The sequence below is a fragment of the uncultured Senegalimassilia sp. genome, assembly GCF_934636665.1.
Taxonomy (GTDB): domain Bacteria; phylum Actinomycetota; class Coriobacteriia; order Coriobacteriales; family Eggerthellaceae; genus Senegalimassilia.
Map to the genome: position 1 here is coordinate 1 of NZ_CAKUAT010000007.1, position 25,363 is coordinate 25,363.

Below are 25,363 nucleotides of genomic sequence, written 5' to 3' on the forward strand. Positions count from 1 at the left end.
CAGGTCGGCTACTACTTCGACCCGACGCACCCCACCAAGGCCGTGGCCGACGCCGCCGCGACCGTCGGGGCGCAGGCGCCGCTGCTGTGGCTGGGCGCCGTGGTCGTGGGCGCGGTCGTGCCGCTGGTCGTCTGCGTGCTCGCCCGCAAGAAGGGCGACGCCGCCAGCTGGAAGCTGTTCGGCTCCGTGGCCGTGGTCGCGGCCCTCGTCGGCGCGGTCTGCCTGCGCGTCGCCTTCTACAACGTGGGCCTGTCCGTGTTCATGTTCTACTAGGGCGCTTCCCCGGGTTCGGCCGGACCGCTTGGCCCGGCCGCCCATGGCGGCCCGGGCCGATGCCCTTGCGGGGCTTCGGCCCGCCAATCCCCCTGCTCCGCCGTCGGCGATCCCTCTCCGGCGACGGGGCGGGGAAGCGGGCGGCCCCGGCAGGGTTCCCGGCCCTGACAACCGAATACCCTCAAGCGGCCCCTTCCGCTTGGAGACACCCTTTCCCCAAACCCCCCTTGCAAACAGGGACGTCTCCAAGCGGAAGGGGCCGCCTTGGGTCTTGGGGCCGGACGCTTAGGGGATGTAGCGCTATCTGTTTGAATCGCGTTTCACTTGTGCATGGTTGAGCGGTGCGATGGCGTCCTGCTACGCTATGCAGCGCCAAACGCAAAGGCGATCCGCCTAAAGGAAGGAGCTCATCGTGCAGGAAGTGCTGTTCATCGAGTACCCGAAGTGCTCAACGTGCAAGAAAGCGAAGGCGTGGTTGGACGCGCATGACGTGGCGTATGCGGATCGCGACATTGTGGCGGATAATCCCACGGCGACCGAGCTGGCAGATTGGCACGCGAAAAGCGGGCTGCCGCTGCGCCGGTTCTTCAACACCAGCGGGCAGCTGTATCGTCAGCACAATGTGAAAGCCCAGCTAGATGCAGGCATGTCTGATGCGGAGGCTTATGACCTGCTGGCTACCAACGGCATGTTGGTAAAGCGTCCCATCGTCGTCGGCCCCGATTTCGTGCTAACCGGCTTCAAAGAAGCCGACTGGGAAGCTGCACTGCTATAGGCTTTTCGCATAGGCGTTTTGCGCTTCCGCTAGACAAATAGGAAAAAAGGAAACCGCCGAAAATCAATTGGCGGCTGAGCTTAGCGCCGGCGGAATCGCAAGGCCGATTTCGCAAGGCGCCCGTGCCGCTGTTTTTCCAGCTTCTTAATTCGGCATGCGTCAAGATCGGAAAGCGACGGATTAAAAAGCCCCGCATTGTGCGGGGCTTTTTGCGTTTGCTTGAGCTTGCGCTCGCGCCCACGAGGTGGGGTGCGGTGCTTTGCGCGCTCGATAAGCTATCGGGACGGTTCTCGGCCAACCTTTTTATGCCAGCTGTTCGGTGAAGTTGCTGGGCTCGATGGCGCACATGCGCTTGCCGTCTTGCAGGCGTATGCGGCCGATATGCAGCTTCATAACGCCGGCGGTTTCCAGGCTGGTGGTGGTGAAACGCGAAACCACCAGCTGCTTGCTTGCCTTTCCTGCCATGGAGTACACGCGGCGCGCGTCCTTCGCGTGCTCCTTCTCCTGCTTGTCGAGGGGCATCTCGGAGCCGTCGAAGTACTCGCGGCAGGGGATGAACCCGTTCACGAAACCGCTGATGATCAGCACCTTCGGCGAAAGCCCCGCGACTTGGTCGAAGGGGATCACCAGGACGGCGCTTGCGGCATCGATGCGGGGCGCCAGCAGGCGGCTGCGGAAGCGCTCGGCCATGGCGGCGGCGGAGTTATCCTGCTCACCCAAGCACAGCGCGCTCACGATGCCCGGTGCCGTTGCGCCCTTCTCGCCCGTGACCGCCTCGGCAACCTTGTCCAGCAGCGCCGTGCCCTCAAGGCCGCTTGCGGATTCGATGAGCGCAAGACCAGCTTCGTACGCGGCGCCGACGCGCTTGGCGCCCACGATGTGATCGGCATCGCCCTCGTTCGCGGCCAGCGCGCCGTTCGCCATGTCGCGAAGAGACCCCACCAGGTCCTTATCCTGCTCAGCGGCGTATTTGCGCAGGTTCGCCATGGCGGAGCTATTGGCCAGCCAGTCGCCGTACCCGCACCAGCAACGCCATGCCATCGCATTATCGGGATCGGCCACCAAATCCAACGCTGTCAGCACGCGGGCGGGCACGCAACGTTCGTTGTCGCGGATATCGCCGCGTACCGGCTGGCGATCGGCCAGCGCTTGCGCAGGAACCTTGGCGGCCAGCAGGGCCTTCACGATGTTGCGGCTCCATACGCCGTTGGGTGTCGCGACCGTCACGTCGGCGGGGCTCATGCCGCCAGCCACGGCATCGGCCACGAAGCGCGCGACGGCGCCGAACTCGTCTTCGGGTAGCGTGGCTTCCAGCATGGTCGTCTGACCTGCGACGGCGTCTTCCGCTGTGTGGAACGCGATCGACTGCATCGCGGGGTCGGCCAGCAGCTTGGCGGCTCCGGCCGCCCCGGCTGCGCAGGCGTGGCACGCGGAAAGCTCGATATCCTCGGCACCTTCGTGCGCATCCATGAACTCGTCCAAGCCCGCGGCGTAAGGGTAGCTATCGTAGACCTGCACGCAGGCGGCGCGGTCACCGGCGATCGTAAGCGTTTCGGATGCCACCAGGTCGGCCAGCAGCTGCGATGCCCTGCTGATGCGCTGATAGTCGTCCACTAGCACGTGGGCGAACGAGTGCGTGCTGCGCGCGCCGGCGTGGCCGCGCAGATAGTTCACCGCAAGGTTGCCCGCTTCGGGCTCGGCGATGCTGCGCGTGAAGGCCAGGTTCGCCTTGAGCAGCGCGTGCACGTTGGCCTCCTCGCCGGCCAGCAGCCAATTCGGATCGGCGTCGGCAAGCTCGGTCCAGCTGCGGTAGAAGAACTTCAGCATCTCGCGCAGGCGCTTCGGGCGCAGCCCGCACGTCTTCATGTCCTCAAGCAGGAAGAGCTCCTCATAGGCGGTGAGCAGGCGCGGCTCGCGGCCCGACCAGCGCACCGCCTCGGCATCGGAGAGCACCTCGAGCGCCAGGGCCCGCGGCGTGGTCACCGTGACCCCATCGGCGTTCACGTCGGCGACCTTGGCTGCAGCGCCCAGGCGCTGCGTGAACGATTCGCATGCCTGGGGCGTGGCGCACAGCGCCAGCACGCTCTCGGCTTTCTCTCCGTTCGAGAGCAGCGAGCATACGCGCTCGATCAGCTCCTGCGTCTTCCCGCAGCCGACGCCGCCGACGATGCGCGTTGCCTTGACTTGCGAAATATCCTGGCTCATGTTCGACCTCCCAGCCGTTGTTCCTTACCTATTTATATATATGTTCGCGATCTTCCCCGGCGGGCGGGTTGGAGCGCGCTGCCGTCGGGTGTCGCCGACGGGTCGTTGTCTCTGCGAATCCCCTCCTCGGGCCAGCCGTCGGAAGGGGCCGCCGCAGCGGGGAGGGGGACTTCCCGCTGCGGCTTCTCGGGTTGAAGGAAGGAACGGCGGCCCCTCCTGAAGTGGGGAGGGAGGGGAGGGTGAAGGGGCGCCGCTCCCGGGCAGAAGGTGGTCTATCCCCAGAACCCTTGCTAGGCCACCCTCTGTCCGGGAGGTCGGACGCGCGTCGCGCCCGGCTATTCCCGATGCTGCGTTTCCTGCGCTGCAGCTTGCGCATCGCCACGTTGTGACGCTTATTCGTCGTTGTCCTTCAGGGAAACGGGTTCGCCCTTCTTGGCGATCAGCGGCATGCTGATCGCGTGCGCAGGGCAGGCGTCCACGCATGAGCGGCATTTCGTGCACTCGCTCCATGCGGCTTCCGAAAGCTCGGGGTGGCGCGGGTCGATGCCCTCCTCGCAGGCGCGCCCGCAGGCGCCGCACTTCTTGCCCTGAGCCGTCTCCAGGCACTTCGAGTCGTCGATGGTGGGCTTGAACGTGCGGTTCAGCTTGGCGATCAGGCTCATGAACGCCGAAAGCGGGCACAGCTTATGGCACCATTTCCTGAACAGCAGCACCTCGGCGATCAGGATGGCGGGCACCACGATGAGCGACCACGTCACATCGCCCTGGGCGAACAGGTTCACCAGCAGCAGAATGGTGGCGAAGGTCAGCCCGATGGGGCATACCAGGCAAAACACCGGGAAACCGAAGATGAACGTGGACAGCAGCGCACCGCCCAGCACGAAGTGGCGGGCGTCCACGGCCTCGCCGCGCTTTTTCGCGCAGCTTGCGCAGCCGGCCAGGCCCTTCGAGTCCTTCTCGCAACCGGTGGCTAGCGCCGCCTTCTCGTCCTCGGTCAGCGGCGCGATGTCGGCCGTCTTACCATCGGCGGGCTTTGCGGTCTTCGCCTGCTTCTCGGGCTTGGTGAATATGCCGCGCAGCTTCTGCACCAGGGGAACAGGGCACATCCAGCCACAGAACGCGCGGGCGAACACGATGATGAGCATCACCATGATGACGAGTGAAATCACGGCGCGCGGCACCATCATCTTGCTGGCCAGCATGGTGCCCAGCGCTCCCAGCGGGCAGAGGATGGAGATATCCCAGATGCCCGGCGCGGAAATGGTGCCGATGCCCAGGTTCGTCAAAAAGCCCACGAATACGATGGCTATGATGGCGAGCGCGGTTATGGTGCGCAGCGTCTTCGAATTGCGTTTCATGACCGCACCTTACCTTTCGACCTGGTCAAGCGGCTTGATGGTGATGGCACGCGAAGTGGCGCCCTCGGAAATGGAGCCGTTTTGCAGCGACACGCACACGCTCTCGCAGGCGCCGCAGCCGTTGCACTTGTTGTCCAGCACCACGGGACGGTTCTCGTCGTCGAGCTTGATTGCCTCGTAGGGGCACGCGTCGTAGCAGAATCGGCAGCCGATCAGCTTGTATGCCAGGCACCAGTCGGTGTTGATGACGGCTTTGCCGATGATGGTGTTCTCCTTCGTGGCGCCCGCCGGCAGCTCCAGCGCGCGCGTGGGGCAGGCCGAGACGCATAGCGGCGTGCCGCCGTTCTCCTCGGTGCACCAGTCGCAGTAGCTGTCGCTGAAATCGAACGTAGGCGTGCGCATGTTCAGGATGCCGTCCTCGATGTGCGCCGGGCGGATGACGTCGCGCGGGCAGATCTCGTAGCATTTCTCGCAGCGGATGCATGCGCTAATCAGGCGGTCCTCATCCTGTCCTCCCGGAGGGCGGATGATGGCCTGCGGGTTCGCCAGCTTCAGCCCGCCCAGGCCCAGCATCACCGCGGCGCCGCCGATGCCTAGGCACAGCGTGCGGCGCGTCATGCCGCCGGTTCTCGCTTGCTTTTCCGCGGCGTCCGGCGCCGTTGCCGCGCCAGCCGCTTCCCTCGTCTTCTCCGCGCGGCCTTCGGGCAGGTCCGTGCGGTTGTCCGTGTTGTCCATCTCTCCTTCTTTCGCTCGCGCCCGATGCAGTCCCCCTTGGCCGACGCCCTCTACGCCGGGAAGCCTGGCCGTGCAAAACCGCCAGCGCGCCGGCTTCGAAGCGCGCTGGCGGGTGCTGCCCGTTACTCGTCCTCGGTCAGGACGTCGTCCAAAAACGCCTTATCGGTGTTCAGGAAGCCGTCGGTGAGGTAGGCAAGACCCTGGTAGAGGTCGGTTTTCGCGAAGCGCTTCATATCCGCGGTCATCATGGGAACCCAGGACAGCAGATGGTCTTCCAGGAAGTTCCTTTGCGTGGTCAGCAGCGCGGCGGCCTCTTCTTCGTCGCCCTTGCGCAGCGCCTCGGCGGTGCGGTTGGCCAGCACTTGCTCGAATTCCAGCTCCAGGGCTACGTGGTCCTCGCCTTCCTTCCAGCTGTTCTTCTTGTCAAGGCCGGCGGAGCGGTAGATGGCCAGCACCTCGTCGCGGGCGTCCTGCATGAGCAGGCGCTTCTCGGAGGTGTACACGCTCTCGAACGGATAGGCGGCGCTGTAGGCGTCCACACCGTGGCCGATGAACACGCGGGTGTAGTCGACGGCCAGGTCGGTCAGGCTATTCTCCCAGGTGTTGGACAGGTACTTCGCCAGACGCAGGTATCCTTCGTCCACATCGGCGTTGCCTGTGGAGGCGGGGAAGCGCATGCCGTGCAGGTCGTCGAGCAGCTCCTGGTCGATTTCCACACGGAACAGGCGGCTGAGCAGGCCGTACGTTGCGGCGCGCTGCTCGATCAGCTTGATCAGCTCGTCCATGGAAGCCTGCTCTGCGGTGGTGTTGGCGTTCTCGGTCATGGTTAGTCCTCCTTAGAATCGGCCGCGGACTCGTCCACGACATCTGCCAGCATTTCCAGGCCCTGCTTGCCCGTCTCGGTGGTGAACCAGGCCTTGCGCCACTCCAGCGCGTCGCATTGCTCCAGCTTGTCCACGAAATGCGGGGCGTACAGGCGGGGCTTCTGCACCAGCGGATCGTTGTCGACCTCGCCGTTGATGGTCGGGGTGGCGGCGCCGTTTTCGGCTGCGCACAGCGTGAGGATGCGCTTGTAGATGACCGCGTACGCCGCGTCCTCCTCAAGCAGGGCGCGCAGGCGCTCGATAGGTTTGTCGGAATCAAGTTTTGCCTGGCCAGGCTCGGTGATGCGCCAGAACATCTCGACGGGTTCGGCGGCTTCCAGATACTCCACGCCGTCCACGACCACGGTTTTGGGCTCGTTGTCGGCCTCGTCGGCAGGCTGGCCGTCGGCGGTGACGCGCTCGATGGCGCCGGCGCGCTCGAGCAGGTTGCACAGGTTTGCGGCGGTGTAGACGCTGAAGTTGTCCTGCTGAAGCTTATCGACGTGGGCGTTCACGGCCTCGGCGGTTTGCGGCTCCTCCACGAAGGACAGGATGCCCAGCAGCACCTTGCGGCGTGGGACCATGGAGTCGAACAGGTCGTCGATGCGCTCGGCAGGCGTGCGGTCGTCGGTTTTCGCTTCGGATTGCTGTGCGGGTGCATCGGTTGCCGAGCTGATGGCGGTGTAGTCGCCGCCCTCGTCGTCGTTGTCGTCCGCGCCGGTGTCCTCCAACGGATCGAACTCGTCAAGCTCGGAATCAAAGGATAGATCGAAAGTGGAATCAGACATGCTCCGCCCCTCCCAGACATTGCTAGCAACAAAACAAGCGCCTGCCTTCTGGCACGACGCTACAGTGCCGGCCCGTAAGACCGACTCCGGGAACTTCACCCCTGAAGCTCCGACTTTTGCAAACAATGTCTGCCGCACGCATATGGTGCGCCGGCGGACTCCCCGCGACGATGATAGGCGCGCCGCATCGGCGATGTCAAGCCCTGAGTTGCCGCGTCAGGTTATTCGAATTTGGGGATAGTCGTGTTCGCGTTTGACAATGCGCAGAGGGTTGCGCCATACTGCGCGGCGGGGTTTGGGGAAGAATGCAAGTGGACGACGGACCCGGCCGCGTGGGGACGTGCGCCGGCCCGCTTTGGTTTGGAGAAAGGAAGCTGAAGCCATGACCGCTTTTATTCGACCCTCACTGATTCTTCGCATGGACCTGGACGAACGTTTATTCAACGACGAATGCGTCTCCGACATCAAACGCTCGTACTCCTATGTGTCGCCATCGCTTGTGCAAGCGCACAAGCCGGTGGACGGACAGCGCCCGGAGAACGTGATGCGCTTCATGATCAAGCTGCACCGCGCCTACTGGGACAAGTCCGACGAAGCCGCGCAGCAGCTGTGGGAGGGCGTCATGCCCAAGTGGCTGCACAACATGCTCTCGAAGGTGTCCAATACCATTACCGCCGCCAACAACGTCCGCGCCGAAAATGGGCAGCCGGCGTTTCCGTACCACTGGCTTGAGCTGGAGTTCGGCGACAACGCGCTCATCGCTGTGAAGACGGGCTCCGACTCTTCTTTCCCGGCCGATGGGGTGGACATGGTGGAGCGCGTCCGCGACCTTATGAACGACGGCGCGTTGGGGCAGGATATTGCTTGCGTGCGCATTCCGTCGCGTGCCAGCTACGAGGCCCAGCTCGCAGCCGCCGAGCAGGTGCAAGCCGAAGCCGCCGCAGCCGCCGAGCAAGGCGAATCCGCAGGTCAGCAGGATCAGCAGGCCGTCGACGTCGCTGCTGCTGACGAGGGGGAGGCCGTCGTTGCGGCCGACCAGGTTGCCGACGTTGCCGACGCCGCCGAGCCGGCCTTCGCCATGCCCGAGCTGCCCGCGTTCGACGTGGACTACGGCACCTGGGGCATCGAGTACGCCGACGGCACCGTGCGCGAGTTCGATGCTGCCGCCGGCACTTTTGCGTAGGCGAACGGCTATACTAACCAGTGCAAGGGGGTAGACGAGAAAGGGGCAGCAATGCCAAGTGCCAAGAATTTCCTCGGTCTGCTCGAAAAACTACAGAGCGCCGATATCACGGTTCATCAGAACCGCTGCGCCGTCGTGCGCAATCGCAATGCCACGTGCATGAAGTGCGCGGAGGTGTGCACGTCGGGCTGCATATCCTATAACGACAACGAGCTGATCATCTCGCCGGAGAAATGCATCGGCTGCGGCACGTGCGCCACCGTGTGCCCCACGTGCGCGCTCGAGGCCCATCGTCCCAACGACGCCGAGCTGCTGCATCGCTGCATCCAGGCCATGCGCGCCGCCGACGGCGAGGTGGTCATCGCGTGCGAGCAAATCGTGAATGCTGCAGAAGGGCTGCTTGACCTGGAGAAAGTCGTGTCCGTCACGTGTCTTGGGCGCGTGGAGGAAAGCCTGCTGGTCACCCTGGCCGTGGCCGGCGCCAAGCACGTCAGCCTGGTGGAGGGCAAGTGCGCCGCCTGCGAGCACGCCACCGGGTTCCATATGGCCGAGCAGGTGCGCGATACCGCCAACACGCTGCTGGAAACGTGGAACAGCGACATGCGCGTCGACCTGGTGAAGAAGTTCCCGCACCAGGTGCGCCTCGAGGGCAAATCCAGCTTCGACGCCGGCAAGCGCAGGTTCTTCGCGGAAATGGGCTCCGAGGCGAAGGCAGCCGCCGGCACCACCGCCGACTATGCCGTGAAGGAAACGCTCGGCATCGAGGAGAAGCCCGAATCGCGCTTCCAGAAAGTGATGGAGGACGGCACGTTGCCCCACTTCATCCCCGATCGCCGTGAGCTGCTGCTGAACAGCCTGTCCAGCTTGGGCGAGCCGCAGGACGTCATGATCGAGACGCGCCTGTGGGGCCACGTCATCATCGACCCGGACAAATGCAGCAGCTGCCAGATGTGCGCGACGTTCTGCCCGACCGGCGCCATCAGCAAGTTCACCGACGAGGACGGCACGTTCGGCGTGGAGCATTTCCCTGGCGATTGCGTGAAATGCCGTTGCTGCACGGACATCTGCCCGCAGCAGGCGCTCACGCTCTCCGACGAGGTGTTCGCCGTCGACCTGCTCTCGGGTGCGGTGGAACGCTACGAGATGAAGCCGCCCGCGCATCCCGTGGGCGATCCGCATCAGATCTGGCACACCATGAAGGACCTGCTCGGCTGCGATCAGGTCTACGAGCGCTAAATCCGCTTCCATAGCTTCCGCATGCGGGGCCGTCCTACGGGGCGGCCCCGTTCTTTAAGCCCGTTTTCAGGCTGCGCCGTATACTGTTGACCAAAAGAATGCATGCCTGCGCCCTGCGGTGCGGGTTCGGGAATCGACGGAAGGCACACCATGCAGATCCTCATCGTGGAAGACGACGTGCGGCTGGCCCGCGCGCTGGCGCACATCCTGGAGGAGAACGGCTACGGCACCGACGTGGTGCACAACGGCGCCGATGGGCTGGCCTATGCCGAAAGCGGTATCTACGACGTGGTCATCCTGGACGTCATGCTGCCGAAGATGGACGGTTTCGCGGTAGTGGCCGAATTGCGCCGCAAGAACGTGAGCACGCCGGTGCTGCTGCTCACCGCGCGCGATGCCGTGCCCGACAAGATTACCGGTCTGGACAGCGGCGCCGATGACTACATGACCAAGCCTTTCAGTCCCGCCGAGCTGCTGGCGCATCTGCGCGCCCTCACGCGCCGCCAGGGCGAGGTGATCTTCGAGAAGCTCGATGCGGGCGATCTTTCGCTGAATCTGGAAAGCTATGACCTGACGTGCGGGCAGAAGACCATCCATCTGTCGTTCAAGGAGTTTTCCCTGGCGAAGGTGCTTATGAGCAATGCCGGCCAGGTGGTGTCGAAGGAGCTGCTCATCGAGCGCGTGTGGGGTGTGGAATCGAGCGCCGAGGACAACAATGTGGAAGCCTATGTCAGCTTCCTTCGCAAGAAGATGCGCTTTCTGGGCTCGCAGGCGTGCATCGAGACCATCCGCAAGGCTGGCTACCGTTTCGCCGCCGACGGCGCCGCGGCCTAAGGCGGCCGCCCTATGCTGAAAAAGCTCCGCATCAAGTTCATAGCGTTGAACATGGCCACCGTCGCCGTCGTGCTGACGGTGGTTTTCACGACTATCTGCGTGGTGAACCATCGGCAAAGCGTCGCCACGGTCGATGGCGCGCTCAACCAGGCCATCGCGCAGGCCGCCGAGCACCAGGGCAGGCAGATGGGGAAGGACGCGTTGGGCGAAGGCCAGCCCGCGCCTGACGATGGCGGGGCGGACGACCCGGCCGTCTCCGGCGACCAGGAGACGTCGGCCCAGGTTGCCGGGCAGGCCGCCGGCTTTGCGGAAGCCGATGCCGCCGTGGGCCGGGAGGACGTCGGGGCCGATGCGCTCGCCGGCTCTGCCGATCAGGAGCTCGCCGTTGCCGACTCCTCCGACGTCGCGGCGCCGCCGACCATCGGCGGTCGCGAGCGCGACGGGGGGCAGGTCATCCCCATGGCGCTGTTCTCCGTGTCCGTGGACGGGGCCATGACCGCGCTCGGCCGCTACAACACGGCGTCTATCAGCCAAGACGTGCTCGAGCAAGCCGGTCAGCAGCTCGCCGGCGCCGACGAGGGCTTCGGCAGCCTATCCGACCTGGGCCTGTTCTACGTGAAACGCCAGGCGGGCGGCGTCATGTATCTGGCGTTCGCCGACATGGGCAGCGCGAGCGGCTGGCGCACCCTGGCGGCCACGCTCGCCGTGGTGGAGGTCGCGGCGCTGGCGGTGTTCTTCGTTATCAGCCTGTTCTTCAGCCGCTGGGCGCTGCGCCCCGTCGCCCGCGCTTGGACGCAGCAGCGCCGCTTCGTTGCCGACGCGTCGCACGACCTGAAAACCCCGCTCACCGTCATCCTGGCCAACACGTCCATCGCGCTCGAGCATCCCGAGCGCAGCGTGGCAAGCCAAAGCCAATGGCTCGAGAGCACGCAGCACGAGGCCGAGGCTATGCAGGGCCTGGTGGGCGACTTGCTCGCGCTGGCGAAGATGGACGAGGAGGAGGCGGCCGCGCAGTCCGGCGCCGCCCGTCCGGCCTTCGAGGAAGTCGACCTGTCCGACGTGCTCGAAGGCGAGGTGCTGCAGTTCGAATCGGTGGCGTTCGAGCGCGGCGTGAAGCTGGAATCGCAGGTGGAGCCCGGCATCGAGCTGCGCGGCAACGAGCAGCGGCTGCGCCGTTTGGCGGGCACGCTCATCGACAACGCCTGCAAGTACGTCGACGATGGGGGAGCGGTCGACGTGTCGCTTTCGCGCTCGGCCAAGCAGGCGAGGCTTGCGGTGCGCAACACCGGCGCGCCCATATCTCCCGAGGACCTTCCCCACGTGTTCGACCGCTTCTATCGCGCGGACAAGGCGCGCACGGGCAGCGCCGGCGGGCACGGTCTGGGGCTCGCCATCGCGCGGGCCATCGCCGAGGAGCACGGCGGCACGCTAACGGTCTCCAGCACGCAGGCCGAAGGCACCGTGTTTACCGCAACCCTGCCGTTGAAGTAACCCGCGAACAGGGGACGGAGGTGTGTTCGCGGTTAACCCCCGCACTTCCGTCGACGTATCCGTGTGAACACACCTCCGTCCCCTGTTCGCGAATCAAGTGCCCCTGCCCTGCGCCGCTCGCCGCGTTGCTTTCGTGGAAGCTCCGCCGGGGCGCTCATCGGTGCTATCATACGTGTTTACTTGCAAATCACGGAACAAGCGAGGCAGCCCATGCTTTTGTGCGCGCAGTACGTGCTTCCCATCACGTCGGAACCCATCCACAACGGTGCGGTGCTCGTTCGCGACGGCGCCATCCGCGACGTCGGCGACGCCGCCATGCTCAAGTTGCGCTATCCCGATGAGGAAGTCTCCGATTTCGGCCAGGCGGCCATCCTGCCCGGCTTCGTCGACCTGCACACCCACCTGGAGAACGCGGTCATGCGCGGCATCGTCCACGATGTCCCCTACGCTACTTGGATCATGACCATGCGCGAGCTGTCCGCGAAGATGGACGCCGCCGATTGGTACGATTCGGCCATCCTGGGCGGCCTCGAGTCGCTGTCCAGCGGCATCACCACCGTGGCCGACATCACCACTTCGGGCGCCAGCTGCACCGCCATGCAGAAGCTGGGCATGCGCGGCGTCGTCTACCGCGAGGTGGGCGCCATGGACCGCCGCCGCGTGGACTTCGCCATGCATCAGGCTGAGAACGACCTGGCCCATTGGCGGGAAGAGGTCGATTCCGACCGCCTTGCCGTCGGCCTGGCCCCGTCGTCGCTGTTCACCTGCAACCCGGAGATCTTCCGCAAGGTCGCCCAGCTCGCCTCCAAGGAGAACCTCCCCGTGGCGCTGCGCCTGGCCGGCGACCGCGAGGAGTGCGACTTCGTGCGCTACGGCTCCTCGCCCTTCTCCGTCCACTCCATGGACACCACGCGCTGCTACGTGGAGGTCCCGCCGTGGCTGCCCACGGGCACCACGCCGGTCAACTACGTGCTGAACTGGGGCGCGTTCGAGAGCGACAACGTCATGATGGTGCACGGCGTCTACGTCGACGACCATGACGTGGCCAAGCTCAAGGAGTACGACGTCTCCGTGGCCAGCTGCCCGCGCATCAACGCCCAGCTGGGCATGGGCGTGGCCCCGCTCGCCGAGTTCCTGAACAACGGCCTGCGCGTGGGCCTGGGCACCGACAGCCCCGCCGCCACCGACTCCACCGACATGATCTCGGAGATGCACATCGGCATGCTCATCCAGCGCGCCGTGAATCCGCGCAGCTTCATGAAGTCCTCCACCATGCTGGAGATGGCCACCATCGGCGGCGCCCGCGCGCTGCGCATGGACGACAAGGTGGGCAGCCTGGAAGTGGGCAAGCTGGCCGACGTCATCGCCGTCGACCTGTCCGGCTCGCACCAAACGCCGGCCACCGACCCGGTCTCGGCCGTGGTCAACGCCTGCAACGGCTCCGACGTGCTCATGACCATGGTGGGCGGCAACGTGCTGTACGAGAAGAGCAGCTGGCATGTGGGCGTGGAAGTGGCCCGCAGCATCGCCCGCGTCATCGAGATCCGCAGCAAGCTGAGGTAGCGCGCCATGGGAACGAACCAGAAGCTCACGGCCAAGCAGAAGGCCGAACGCATCAAGGCGGCGCAGGAGCGCGAGGCGCGCGAGAAGGCGCGCCGCGAGGCGGCTGCCCGCACCAAGAAGATCTTCACCGTGGTGGTGTGCGTCATCCTGGTGCTGGCGCTCGGCATCCCCACCATCGCGCTTTCCGTGCTGTCCATGTAGCAACCCTTGGCAGCGGATAACGCCCCGGTCCCCGAATGCTGCTTCCCTAGCAGAACTTTTCTGTAAAGGAAGTGCGCGCGAAGGGGGTCGGGGCGTTTGTGCTACCATGAATGGCTGTCGCGCGCAAGCGCGAAAAGAGTAAAGGGAACGCACGCAAAGGGGAATGCTTTGTTTGGTATCGGTGGATTTGAGCTCTTTCTCATTCTGCTGTTCGGTTTCCTGCTGTTCGGCCCCGACAAGCTGCCCGCAATGGCGAAAACGCTTGGCAAGGCCATCGGCAAGTTCCGCAACGCGCAGGAGGAGATGAACAAGGTTATCAAGAACGAGGTGTACGACCCCGATTCCGACGAGCCGTTCAAGAACCCGCTCGACGTCATGGAGAAGGCCGCCGACGCCGGCAAGAAGGCCGCCAATGGCGCAAGCAGGGCCGTGAACAGCGCAAGCAAGGCCGTGTCCTCGCATAGCTCCTCCGCCACGGCATCCAAGCCGCGCCCGGCGGGGCAGCAGGAAAGCTTCAGCGAGCGCAAGGCCCGCTATGATCGCGAGCGCGCCGCCAAGCAGGCTGCCGAAGCCGAAAGGGCCGAGGCCGCCAAGCAGGCCGCGCTGGCAGCTGCCGACGCCAAGTCGGCCGAGGCCGCAGCTCCCGAAACCGCCGCGCAAGCGGCTCCTGCGGCGCCCGCCGCACCGGCAGCGCCCGCTGCAGAATCTTCCGCCACCGAAACGAAGGGGGAGTAACCGATGCCTATCGGACCGGCGCGAATGCCCCTATTCGATCATCTGGGCGAGCTGCGCATGCGCTTGGTGCGCATCGTCGTGTGCCTGCTCGTCGGCGTGTGCGTGTTCTACTTCGCCACGCCCACCATGGGCCAGTTCCTGATGATCCCCATCGCCGAGTACCTGCCGAAGGGCCCCGACGGCCTGCCGTCGTTCATGGCCATCGACCCGTTCGAGGCGTTCTCCACCCGCTTCAAGATCTCCATCTGGGCGGCCATCGTGGCCTGTTCGCCGGTTATCCTGTGGCAGCTGCTGGCGTTCTTCCTGCCGGCGCTCAAGCCCAACGAGCGCAAGTGGTTCATCCCCACGTTCGCCGCGGCCGTGGCGCTGTTCATCGTGGGCACGGTGTTCTGCTACTGCATCATCCTGAACCCGGCGTTCCAGTGGCTCACCGACCAGGCCATGGGCCTGGGCACCGTCACGCCGCGCATGGCCAGCTACGTGGATATCATCATCAAGTTCGAGCTGGGCTTCGGCGTGGCCTTCGAGTTGCCGCTGGTCATCTTCTACCTGGTGGTGTTCAACGTGGTGCCGTACAAGAAGCTGCGCGATAGCTGGCGCGGCATCTACGTCGGCCTGCTGGTGTTCTGCGCCATCGTTACGCCCGACGCCTCCCCGGTCACCATGGCGCTCATGTTCGCCGCGCTGATCGTGTTGTACGAGGTGTCGCTGCTGCTGGCGCGCATCGCCTTGGGCAGGCGCATCAAGAAGCAGAACGAGGAGCTTGCGAAGGAGGAGGGTGCTGCTCAGGTGGCCGCTCCCAAGACCAAGAAGCTCAAGGCCGTGAAGCGCAAGTAGCTTCGCCGGCAAACATATATGGTTAACCTGAAGGCCCGCTGCGTGCGGGCCTTCTTGGGATAGTATGGGGTTCGTACCAATGGCGTGCGGCGCGGGCGCTGCACGGTTTCGCGGATCGAAGGAGCTGCATGCACGAGCTAGGAATCATGACCGGCGTCATGGAGGCGGTGGAGAAGTCCGCCGTGCAGGCGGGCGCCACGAAGGTGCTCAAGGTCACGCTGTCCATCGGCGAGATGACCGAGGCCATCGAGGACTCGCTGCGCTTCGCGTTCGAAGTGCTCACGGAAGGCACCATGAGCGAGGGCGCGGAGCTTGAGATCAACATGGTGAAGCCTCGAAGCCTTTGCTTGGATTGCGGCGCCGAGTACGAGCACGACCGCTTCCACATGGTGTGCCCCGAGTGCGGCGGCTACAACACGAAGCTTTTGGCCGGTCGCGAGCTGCAGATCGACTCCATCGAGGTCGACCTGCCCGATGACTAACGGGCACCGGCACAACGTTGCGTGGCGGACGCTTGCCGTAGGGACGGCCGCCTTCGAGCGTACGCGCCCGATGACCCTGCCGGAAGACCGCGCGGGGGGCTCTTCCCCGTGTGGCGCTGCCGGAAGGCCGCGAGCGTTCGCGTTCGCCGCGCCTTCCCAATCTGGTTCATAACTCAAACCGCTGCTTGATCAATAGGAGGAATCAGCATGCAAATCGATATGAAGCAACCCATCCTTGACAAGAACGATCAGCTGGCGGCGCAGCTGCGCAAGCGCTTCGCCGACAACCACGTGTACGTGCTCGACCTGCTTGCCAGCCCTGGCTCCGGCAAGACGTCCACCATCCTGGCCACCATCGAGGCGCTGCGCGACGAGTTCAACATCGCCGTCATCGAGGGCGACATCGCCAGCAACGTGGACGCCGAGAAGATCAAGGCGCAGGGCATCGCGGCCGTGCAGATCAACACGGGTGGCGCATGCCACCTGGAGTCCAACATGATCAGCCGCGCCATCGACGTGCTCGACCTGGAGCGCCTGGACCTGATCATCGTGGAGAACGTGGGCAACCTGGTGTGCCCGACCGACTTCGACCTGGGCGAGAACGCCAAGGTCATGATTTTGTCCGTGCCCGAGGGCGACGACAAACCACTTAAGTATCCCGGCGTTTTCCAGGCGGCGAAGGTGGTCATCCTGAACAAGGTGGACACCATGCCCGTGTTCAACTTCGATCGCGAGGCGTTCGACGCCAGCGTGCGCCAGCTCAACCCGCAGGCTCCCATCTTCCCCATCGCCGCTACCAAGGGCGAGGGCGTCGAGGAATGGGCAACCTGGCTGGCCGAGCAGATCCGCGCCATCCAGTAGCACGGCGAACATATCCCGTCCAAGCAGGCGGCATGTCGCAAGGCATGCCGCCTGCTTGCGTTTTCGGACGTTTCCCGACGTATGCCCATTGCTGCTTCCAAAGGGGTGACAAAACTAGGCAAAAATTCCGACAAGTGCGGCGAATGTTACAAGCAGAATAGCAGGTCATGCGCTCAAACCGATAGATTCCCTAAATGATATCCCTCTGACTTGACACCCCTCTGCCACCTTGCAATAATCAGCATGAGTGGATTAAGGGCACATCGAGGAGCTCCGTTTCGCGGAACGGCCCTTCCCGGTTGCTGGTGATATGCCGACCGTCCCCTGGGGGCGAAACGCATCGCGTTCGCATGGGTGGGGAAGCGCCGGCAAGCGGCGCGCCGGCTCGTTCTTGCAGCAAGTTGACGCGTTCAGACGAGAACGAACGGAGCTGCTATGAACTCGACTCGCTATTCGGCCGTGTCGCGCGAAGCGTCTCGTGCGGCAACATGCGTCGGGCTGTCCCTGGCGCTTTCCCTGACATTGACGCCTATCGCCTTGCCGGCCCACGCTGACGAACCCGCAGCGGGCTCGCCGTCGCAGGTGGCGCAGGGCGTCGAATCCCTTTCCGTGCGCGGCATCGACACGCTCTCCGTCGGCGGCGACGCCTTCGACGTGGCAACGGCGGTGGGCCTTGGCGGCGCCACGCTGTACGCCGACGTGTCGGTCGGCGGCGAGGTTCGCCAACATGACCTGCAGTACGCGTACGACAACCCCCAGGACCAGGCGGGCGTCATCTCGCTGAACGCCAAGGCCGGCTATGTGGCCTCGCACAGCGGCAAGATCTCCCTTGACTTCTATACGGCGGCAACGGCCAATCGCCAGCAGGCGGCGCCGGTGCTTTCCGCAACGGTATACGCCGTCGCCATGTCGGTCGACGGTCAGCCGGCGGGCTCGGTCGCCGATTCGCTGGTGGGCATCCGCACGGCGGTTGCCGGCGACGAGACGCAGCCCTTCGAGGCGCCGCGCCTGATCGTGCGCAACGGCAGCACCTATCGCCTGGCCGGCGGGGCGTCGTCGGCCGTCCCCGCGCTGGAAGACGGCGTGCTCTACGTGAGCTACGAGAAGGTGGAAGCCGCCGACGTGGCTGCCAGCGTCGCATACGTCGACGAGGACGGGAACGTGCTTCTGCGCGATGAGCTGGGCATGCTCGGCGCCGACGAGTCGCAAACCGTGGCGGTGCGCGATACGGTGGAGGCGAACGGCCGCGTGTACGTGCCCGTTTCCAAGATGCCCGCCGTGACGGTGTCGGCCGCGCAGCCCGAGGTGACCATCCATTGCCTGCCGCGCCGCGAGGCCAGCACGGAAACGCAAACGGTATCCATTTCCTACATCTCCGCCGACGGCGCATCGCTTATGCGCGACAAGGTGGAGGTCGGCGCGGGCGGCTACCTGTACGCGCCGCCGACCGTGTTCTCGCAGGCGCATAGCGGCTCGGTCGACCGCTACGTGCTCAAGGGCGCGCGCGACAACCGCGGCAACGTCTACACGGCCGAGCAGGCCGCCAAGCTGTCGCTGACCCTGGACGGCGCTCCCGAGTTCACGCTGGAGTACGCATCCGAGAACGCCCAGCTCGCCTACACGGCGAACATCGCGTTGGTGACCCCGGCGGAAAACGGCCGGGTGTCCATCGAGGTGGTCTCCAGCGAAACGGCGCAGGTGGCAGATGGCCAGCCTGCAAGCATCTCCCTGCCCGCCACCTATGAGCGCGATGGCGAAACGTACACGCGCTTCGGCTCCGAGAGCACGCTGACCTATACCTGGCAGGACTTCACGAGCGGCCGCCCTGCATCGGACACCGTGTACTACACGCGTTCCGACGTGCAGGCGCCGGAAGCTTACCAGGTGAACGTCCGCTATGTGGACGTTGCTAGCGGCAAGCAGATCGGCGGGGAAACCCTGACTTGCCAGCCGGATGGCCAGGCGCTGCAGATCTCCGGGCCCGAGCAGTTTGAGGCGGACGGCGTCGCCTATCAGCGCCTGTCCGGCCAGGAAGCTCCCATCGTGCACAGTTTCTACGCGCCGTACCGCACATACACCATGTACTATGCGCAGCCCGGGACGGTGCTGGAAGGCGACGTCATCGTGGTGCGCACCGACATCGTCGACGGCGGCGTGCGCTACTACATCATCGACCCCGTAACCGGGGCGGTGACCGCGGACGGTTCCGCGGGCGGCCTGACCTCGGGTGCGCAATACGCCACCGTGACCACGGGTTCTGCGGATGGGGAAGCCGCCTCCGCGGCAGGCGGGCAGTCCGATGCGATCGCGCCCGACGGCAACACGGCCTACGAGGAGCGCATCGCTGAGAGCGAGACCCCGCTGTCCGACTACCAGGCCGGCGCCGAGTCGGGGATTGCTTCCATAGCGGGCCTTCGCGCATGGTGGCCTGCGGTGCTGGCGGGCGTTGCCGCCGTGGCGGCTGCCTGCATCGCGCTGTTCGTGCGCGGCCGCAAGCGCAAGGCGGAAGGCGAATCCGGCTCCAACGACATCAAGGGGGCGTAACGGGATATGAAGGCAAGGAACGAAGAGATGAACCGCCACGCGGTAGAGCATACGAACATGAAGACCCGCGCGCGCCGCATGCGCGCGGGCGTTCGCTCGCTGTCGAGCAAGGCGCTGTCCATTGTGATGTCCGCCATCCTGGTGGTGGGCCTGTCGCCGCTGACGAAGGTGTCCACGGCCACCGCCGGCGAGGGCGGAAGCAGTCAGCTGCCTTCGGGCACGTATTGGTACAACGGCGACGTGAACTTCACCACCATCGATTCGTCGAACGGGTTCACGTCCAGCGTGTGGAATGCGTACCGCGACACGGGCAAGGATGGCTCGGGCAATGCGCTAGGCATCGCCGGCAGCTTCCACCTGGTGGCGTTCAATACCCTGAACTCAAGCAGCCACATTTATGGCAACATCCTGGCGAACCATGTGTATGGCTTGCAGGACTTCGGCATCAAGCCCGAGTTCCTTAAGATTTACGGTCATTCCACGTTGAGCTATATCCAGGACTACCAGAGCACCTGCCCCCGTTTCGCCGAACAGTCTTACTCCGATCAGGCGATCGTGTTCGGCGGCAACACTTCCACGTTCAACCTGTTTGCGAAGACCACGAACAACAACCAGGTAATCAACTACGCCAACACGAAGACGTCGGGCACCGAAGTGCAGTTCCCGCGCACCGTGGCGCAGGACTTGGATACTGCAACTGCGCCGTTCATCGACATGAGCGCCGTGAAGGCTGAAACCTCGCAGCTGTCGAGCTCCCTTGCGGCGCACAAAACCGCCGGGGCAACGTTCGATTTCAAGGACCAGAACCGCAAGACCATCACGTACACGCAGGGCAAGGGCTGCGCGTATCTGACCCTGCCGCTTTCCGAGCTGACGAGCAATGGCAACCCCATCTATATCAAGGGCCTGCCGCTTGACGGTTCTGCTGCGCTGGTTATCAACGTGGACTGCGGCAACGCCGATGCTCCCATCCCCGATCAGGTGTGGCTTGATGCCGGCAACGGCCAGAACGCCGGTCTTGGCGAGAACGACGCCGATACGGGCTACGTGCTGTGGAACTTCACGAACGCTAAGTCCGTCACCGCAACGGGCGTGGTCAGCTCCATCCTGGCGCCCGGCGCAACCATCAATCTGAAGGGTAACTCGTGCGGCACGTTCATCGGCGAGAACATTAACGTGTCCGGCGAGACGCACACCCGCCCCTTCCACGGCAAGTTCGATGATGGCAAGCCTGCCACCACCTCCGTTTCCGTGAACAAGACGTGGCTCGACTCGAAGGGTAACGCCGAGACCTCCATCAGCCATAACGGCGTGCAGGCGCAGCTGTATGCGAACGGTAAGGCATCGGGTGATCCGGTGACGCTGAGCGCCGACAACAACTGGAGCCACCAGTGGACCGACCTGCCGGTGAACGATGAGTCCGGCAAGGCCATCGAATATACGGTGAAGGAGCTCACGCAGGTCGCGGGCTATGATTCGACCGTGACCGGCAGCGCGGCTGCGGGCTTCACCATCGTGAACAAGCATAAGCCCGAGGTGGAGATTTCCATCGCCAAGGTATGGGACGACAATGACAACATCGATCAGGTGCGCCCTGACTCCGTGACGGCTCGCGTTATGCGTAGCATCGAGGGCGGCACGCCCGAGCAGGTCGGCGACTCGATCACGCTGAACGCCGAGAACCGGTGGCAAGCAAGCGTAAGCGGGCTGCCCACCACGGACGCGAATGGCAACCAATATATGTATACCGTTGTGGAAGATGCGGTTAGCGGGTACAAGGGCACCGTTGAAGGTTCCTCTAGCACGGATTCCAACGGCAACGTGAGCTACATGTACACGCTGAGGAACTCGCACGCCCCGTCGGTGGTGAACCTGAGCGTTTCCAAGGTGTGGGATGACGCCGGCAACCAGGACGGCGTGCGCCCCGAGCAGGTGTCTGTAGACGTGCTGCGCTCCGAGGGCAGTACCACCACCAAGACCATCGTGGCGACTCTGAAACTTTCCGCCGAGAACAACTGGACCGCAACGCTGGAAAAGCAGCCGGTCTACGGCAAGAGCGGCAAGTACACGTACTCGATCAGCGAGGCGAAGGTCGACGGCTACACGGGTTTGGTCGAAACCGCCGTGGATGAGAGCGGCAACTACGCCTTCACGCTGACGAACACGCACGCCGTTGAAGCCACGCAGGTCGGCGTGACCAAGGTATGGGACGACGCCGAGAACGCCGATGGCCTGCGCCCTGATTCCGTCGAGGTTGAGCTTTTGGCCGACGGCGCGGCAACGGGCAAGACCGTCACGCTGAACGCGGAGAACAACTGGACCTTCACGTGGGACAACCTGGCGAAGAAGGCCGGCGGCAAGGACATCGTCTACACCGTGCGCGAGGCGAATGTTCCCGAGGGCTACGCGTCCGTCGTGACCGGCGGCTTGGCGAAGGAGAACGGGACGTTCTCCTACACGCTGGCCAACAAGCATGCGCAGGCGAAGACCTCCGTGTCCGTGAGCAAGGAATGGGTCGACGGCAACGATCAGGACGGCCTGCGCCCCGATTCCGTCCAGGTGCAGCTGTATCGCTCCGTCGACGGCGGCGTAGCCGTCGCCATGAACGGCTACAAGATCACCCTGAACGCTGACAACAGTTGGAAGGGAAGCTGGACCGACCTGCCGGCGAACGAGGACGGCAAGCAGATCGCCTACACTGTCAAGGAAGCGGACGTTCCCGCGGGCTACACCTGCGCGATCTCCGAGAACGCCGGCGAGAGCGGCGCGTTCTCGTACAAGCTGACGAACACGCACGAGGTGGGCAAGACCTCAGTGAAGGTGGCGAAGGCCTGGGACGACTCTAACGACCAGGATGGCCTGCGCCCTGCATCGGTGAAGGTGCAGCTGTACGCCGACGGCGTGGCGGCGGGCGGTCCGGTCGAGCTGAACGCGGCCGACGAATGGAGCTACGAGTGGACCGGCCTTGACGCGAAAAAGGACGGCAAGGACGTCGAGTACGCGGTCGCCGAGATCGACGTGCCTAAGGGCTACACCTGCGAGGCGTCCGAGAACGCCGGCGAGAAGGGCGCGTTCTCGTATCAGCTGACGAACAAGCACGAGACCGAGAATACCGCCGTCAGCGTGCAGAAGGTCTGGGACGACGCCGACAACGCCGACGGCCTGCGTCCCGCGTCGGTGCGGGTGCAGCTGTTTGCCGACGGCAAGGTAGCGGGCCAGCCCGTCGAGCTGAGCACCGCCAACGAGTGGAAGCACGCATGGGGCGACCTGCCTAAGCTGGCCGACGGCAAGGCCATCAAATACACGGTCGCCGAGGTTGATGTCCCCGAGGGTTATACCTCCTCGGTGAAGGGCAACGCCTCTTTCGGCTTCACCATCACTAACTCGCACACGGTCAAGACCACGGCCATCGGCGTGAAGAAGGTCTGGGATGACGGCAACGACCAGGACGGCCTGCGCCCCGCCGAGGTGACTGCGCAGCTGCTGGCTAACGGCGAAGTTGTGGCCGAGGCGAAGCTGAGCGCCCAGAACGCGTGGGCCCATCAGTGGACCGACCTGCCCACTATCGCCAACGGCAAGGCCATCGAGTACACGGTCGCGGAAACCAACATTCCCGAGGGCTATACCTCCTCGGTGATGGGCAGCGCCGCCGACGGCTTCACCCTGGTGAACGCGCACACCACGGCGACTACTTCGGTGAGCGCGCATAAGGAATGGAAGGATTCCGCGGGCAATCCGCAGTCCGGCGTGCATCCGGCCGTCACCGCGCAGCTGTATCGAACGGTCGCGGGTCAGACGAGCGTCATGGCCGGCTATGCGGCAACGCTTGATGAGGCCCATGGCTGGGCAGCCTCGTGGGACAACCTGCCCGCGAAGGACGCCGGCCGCGACGTGGAGTACTCCGTGCAGGAGGCCGACGTGCCCGCCGGCTACACGTCGAGCGTGACGAAGGCGGCCGACGGCACCTATTCGTTCACTCTTACGAACACCGCCGAGAAGCGCACGAGCGTCAGCGTGGCGAAGGTGTGGGCCGACGGCGGCAACGCCGACAACATGCGCCCGGATTCCGTGACGGCGCAGCTGTACCAGGTCGACGCGCAGGGCAACCAGGTTGCGGTCCCTGGCAAGTCGGTGGAGCTTTCCGAGGCCAATAACTGGGCGTTTACCTGGGACGACCTTGCGGTGAGCGATGCCGACGGCAACGAGACCTCCTACACCGTGCAGGAGGCGAACGTGCCCGAGGGCTACACGGCAACGGTTTCCGGCGGCATGGTGGACGGCGCCTATTCCTTCACGCTGACCAATACCCATGAGCTGAAGACGGTCGATATCAATGTGTCGAAGGTGTGGAACGACCAAGATGACGTCGACAACCTGCGTCCCGCTTCGGTGACGGCGCAGCTGTGCTACGTGAACGCCGGCGGGCAGACGGTGCCGGTCGAGGGCGCTGAGAACAAGGTGCTCGATGAATCGAACGGCTGGGCCGCCGGCTGGACGGGCCTGACCGCCAACGCGGACGGCAAGGCCGTCAAGTACACCGTGCGCGAGGCCGAGGTTCCCGAGGGCTACACGTCCGCGGTGTCCGGCATCGACAACGGCGACGGCACCTATTCGTTCACGATGGTCAACACGCATGAGGTCGAGGAAGCCGAGTTTGCGCTGAGCGGCTACTCGGTGCGCTCCATCTCCGCGCCGGCCCCCGAAGCCGACAAGGTGTGCTACGTGGACCCGAAGATCACGAAGGAGATGGTGGGGCGCGCGCTGCAGAGCGGCGAGTTCACCTTCCAGCTGATCGACGACCAGACGGGCGCCGTTGTGTCCCAGGCAACCAACGACGCACTGGGCATGATCGACTTCGACGCCGCGAACAACCAGGCGGCGCCGGGTATGGAGCCTTCCTGCCTGAGGTTCACGAATACGGGAACGTTCACCTATATGGTGCAGGAGCTTCCGGGAAGTGCCGACCCGACGGTCGAGTACTCCACCGAGCGCATCGAGTTCGTGGTGACCGTGGATGAGGTCGACGGCGCTCTGAAGGCGACCGACATGCATTACGTGTGCTACAAGGACAAGGACGACACGGTGGGCACGTCGATCGACGCGATGAGCGATTCGACCGTGCATCCCACCATCACCAACCACGTCAAGCCCATTCAGCTGGGCCTGACGAAGGTCGATGCAGCTGATGCGGGCAAGACGCTGCCGGGCGCGGTCTACGGGCTATATCGCGCGAGCGATTCCGGCGACGTGTTGGTGTCGAAGGCGACCAGCGACAAGGACGGCCACATGACCTTCCTGACGGGCGCCGGCAGCGCCGAGGTCATCTCGGAGGGCGTCGACTACTGGTTCGCCGAGATCTCCGCGCCGCAGGGCTATGCGTTTTCCGATACGCCCACGCAGAGTTTCCGCATCAATCGCGTGGGAACGGGCGCCGAGAGCAAGTATCAGCTGACTTATGATGACAAGAGCAAGGGCAAGTTCTACGATGCCGGCACCGTCATCGAGTTCGGCGACGGCGCCAAGCCCGTTACCGACACGGCTCTCGAGATAACCGTCGCGAAGGTGAACTCCGCGTGCACCGGCCTGGCCGGCGCGAAGCTGGGCGTGCGCCTGGCCGACGGCACCGACCCCATCAAGGAATGGGCCAGCACCGGCGCAGGCCAGGTGTTTACTGGCCTGAAGGCCAACACGCCCTACGTGCTCTACGAGGCAGAGGTGCCCGAGGGCTTTGCGAAGGCCGGCGACGTCACCTTCATGCTCGACGAGCGCGGCGCCGTCCAGCTCATCGATGGCGCATGGGGCGAGAACGTCCTGAACTCCTACGCCTCCGGCAGCCAGCTGACCCTGGTGGACTACACGAACAAGGAAATCGTGGAGAAGAAGCAGGTCCAGCGCGAGGAGGGCAAGACCGCAGGCAAGCTTTCGCAAACGGGCGACCAGCTGCCCGTAGCGCCGCTGGCCGTCGTAGCTGTGATCGCCCTGGCGGCAGCAGCGATCGCCAGCATCGCAGCGGCGAAGCGCCGCAAGCGCTAACGGCCGGGCCCGACGGGTCCTAAGCGGCAGCAGCAGGCATTGCGGCCGGCAAGCAAGGTTTCATGAAGCGGCGCGTCCTCCGGGGCGCGCCGCTTTTTGCGTGCAGGGAGGGGTGGACGCGTGAACGGGGTGAACAGGGGACGGAGGTGTGTTCACGATTCGTCGCCAGAAGCGCGAAGGTCAACCGTGAGCGCACCTCCGTCCCCTGTTCACGTTTCGCAGCCCGCGGGATGCCCGCCTTCGCGCCGTCTCGGGTTCGCTGGTCGTGGGATTCGACCGGTTGCCAAGCTGTTGCGTGCTGGCAATCACCTGGAAACACTGCTTGGGCATACTCATATGCGAAGGAATCCCGCTTGTGCTGAAAGG

The 25,363-nt window shown here is 64.7% G+C and carries 18 protein-coding genes and 1 pseudogene; 14 read left to right on the top strand and 5 right to left on the bottom strand.

The genetic code is table 11. The features are described 5' to 3' along the window. A pseudogene (locus Q0G75_RS03960) lies at positions 1-273 on the top strand (hypothetical protein); the annotation flags it as partial. 412 nt (positions 274-685) lie between these two features. Next, entirely contained in the window at positions 686-1,048 is a 363-nt protein-coding gene (locus tag Q0G75_RS03965; protein WP_294415041.1) for an arsenate reductase family protein, read from the top strand. A 303-nt stretch (positions 1,049-1,351) separates the two neighbouring features. Here Q0G75_RS03965 and Q0G75_RS03970 read toward each other — a convergent pair whose 3' ends face one another. From Q0G75_RS03970 to Q0G75_RS03990, 5 genes are all read right to left on the bottom strand, one after another. Then, positions 1,352-3,253, bottom strand: coding sequence for a UvrD-helicase domain-containing protein (locus Q0G75_RS03970; RefSeq protein ID WP_294415039.1), 1,902 nt, complete (start codon positions 3,251-3,253; stop codon positions 1,352-1,354). Between the two features lie 392 nt (positions 3,254-3,645). Next, positions 3,646-4,611, bottom strand: coding sequence for a 4Fe-4S binding protein (locus Q0G75_RS03975; RefSeq protein WP_294415036.1), 966 nt, complete (start codon positions 4,609-4,611; stop codon positions 3,646-3,648). A gap of 9 nt (positions 4,612-4,620) precedes the next feature. Next, entirely contained in the window at positions 4,621-5,346 is a 726-nt protein-coding gene (locus Q0G75_RS03980; RefSeq protein WP_294415033.1) for a 4Fe-4S dicluster domain-containing protein, read from the bottom strand. A gap of 122 nt (positions 5,347-5,468) precedes the next feature. Continuing rightward, positions 5,469-6,170: a molecular chaperone gene (locus Q0G75_RS03985; protein WP_294415032.1), complete on the bottom strand. Its 702-nt coding sequence runs from the start codon at positions 6,168-6,170 to the stop codon at positions 5,469-5,471. A gap of 2 nt (positions 6,171-6,172) precedes the next feature. Continuing rightward, the gene (locus tag Q0G75_RS03990) at positions 6,173-6,997 is read right to left on the bottom strand and encodes a hypothetical protein (RefSeq protein WP_294415030.1); all 825 of its coding nucleotides are present in this window, start codon (positions 6,995-6,997) and stop codon (positions 6,173-6,175) included. A gap of 382 nt (positions 6,998-7,379) precedes the next feature. Between Q0G75_RS03990 and Q0G75_RS03995 the strand changes: the two genes are divergently transcribed. From Q0G75_RS03995 to Q0G75_RS04050, 12 genes are all read left to right on the top strand, one after another. After that, the gene (locus tag Q0G75_RS03995; RefSeq protein ID WP_294415028.1) at positions 7,380-8,180 is read left to right on the top strand and encodes a hypothetical protein; all 801 of its coding nucleotides are present in this window, start codon (positions 7,380-7,382) and stop codon (positions 8,178-8,180) included. Between the two features lie 51 nt (positions 8,181-8,231). After that, positions 8,232-9,416, top strand: a complete 1,185-nt coding sequence (locus tag Q0G75_RS04000; protein WP_294415027.1) for a 4Fe-4S binding protein — start codon at positions 8,232-8,234, stop codon at positions 9,414-9,416. Between the two features lie 150 nt (positions 9,417-9,566). Next, positions 9,567-10,250, top strand: a complete 684-nt coding sequence (locus Q0G75_RS04005) for a response regulator transcription factor (RefSeq protein WP_294415026.1) — start codon at positions 9,567-9,569, stop codon at positions 10,248-10,250. A 12-nt stretch (positions 10,251-10,262) separates the two neighbouring features. Beyond that, positions 10,263-11,741: a HAMP domain-containing sensor histidine kinase gene (locus tag Q0G75_RS04010; RefSeq protein ID WP_294415024.1), complete on the top strand. Its 1,479-nt coding sequence runs from the start codon at positions 10,263-10,265 to the stop codon at positions 11,739-11,741. A gap of 210 nt (positions 11,742-11,951) precedes the next feature. Continuing rightward, positions 11,952-13,304: an amidohydrolase family protein gene (locus tag Q0G75_RS04015; protein ID WP_294415022.1), complete on the top strand. Its 1,353-nt coding sequence runs from the start codon at positions 11,952-11,954 to the stop codon at positions 13,302-13,304. Positions 13,305-13,310: 6 nt separating this feature from the next. Then, complete coding sequence (locus tag Q0G75_RS04020; protein ID WP_042432613.1) at positions 13,311-13,505, top strand: hypothetical protein; 195 nt, start codon at positions 13,311-13,313, stop codon at positions 13,503-13,505. Positions 13,506-13,673: 168 nt separating this feature from the next. Next, the gene (locus Q0G75_RS04025) at positions 13,674-14,240 is read left to right on the top strand and encodes a twin-arginine translocase TatA/TatE family subunit (protein WP_294415020.1); all 567 of its coding nucleotides are present in this window, start codon (positions 13,674-13,676) and stop codon (positions 14,238-14,240) included. A 3-nt stretch (positions 14,241-14,243) separates the two neighbouring features. Further along, the gene (gene tatC, locus Q0G75_RS04030; RefSeq protein ID WP_294415018.1) at positions 14,244-15,077 is read left to right on the top strand and encodes a twin-arginine translocase subunit TatC; all 834 of its coding nucleotides are present in this window, start codon (positions 14,244-14,246) and stop codon (positions 15,075-15,077) included. A gap of 128 nt (positions 15,078-15,205) precedes the next feature. Further along, the gene (hypA, locus tag Q0G75_RS04035; RefSeq protein WP_294415016.1) at positions 15,206-15,559 is read left to right on the top strand and encodes a hydrogenase maturation nickel metallochaperone HypA; all 354 of its coding nucleotides are present in this window, start codon (positions 15,206-15,208) and stop codon (positions 15,557-15,559) included. 207 nt (positions 15,560-15,766) lie between these two features. Then, positions 15,767-16,420, top strand: a complete 654-nt coding sequence (gene hypB / locus Q0G75_RS04040; RefSeq protein WP_294415013.1) for a hydrogenase nickel incorporation protein HypB — start codon at positions 15,767-15,769, stop codon at positions 16,418-16,420. Between the two features lie 435 nt (positions 16,421-16,855). Continuing rightward, entirely contained in the window at positions 16,856-18,964 is a 2,109-nt protein-coding gene (locus Q0G75_RS04045) for a hypothetical protein (RefSeq protein WP_294415011.1), read from the top strand. A 6-nt stretch (positions 18,965-18,970) separates the two neighbouring features. Then, a complete protein-coding gene (locus Q0G75_RS04050; protein ID WP_294415009.1) occupies positions 18,971-24,997 on the top strand; it encodes a Cna B-type domain-containing protein in 6,027 nt (2,008 codons plus the stop codon). The last annotated feature ends 366 nt before the right edge of the window (positions 24,998-25,363 follow it).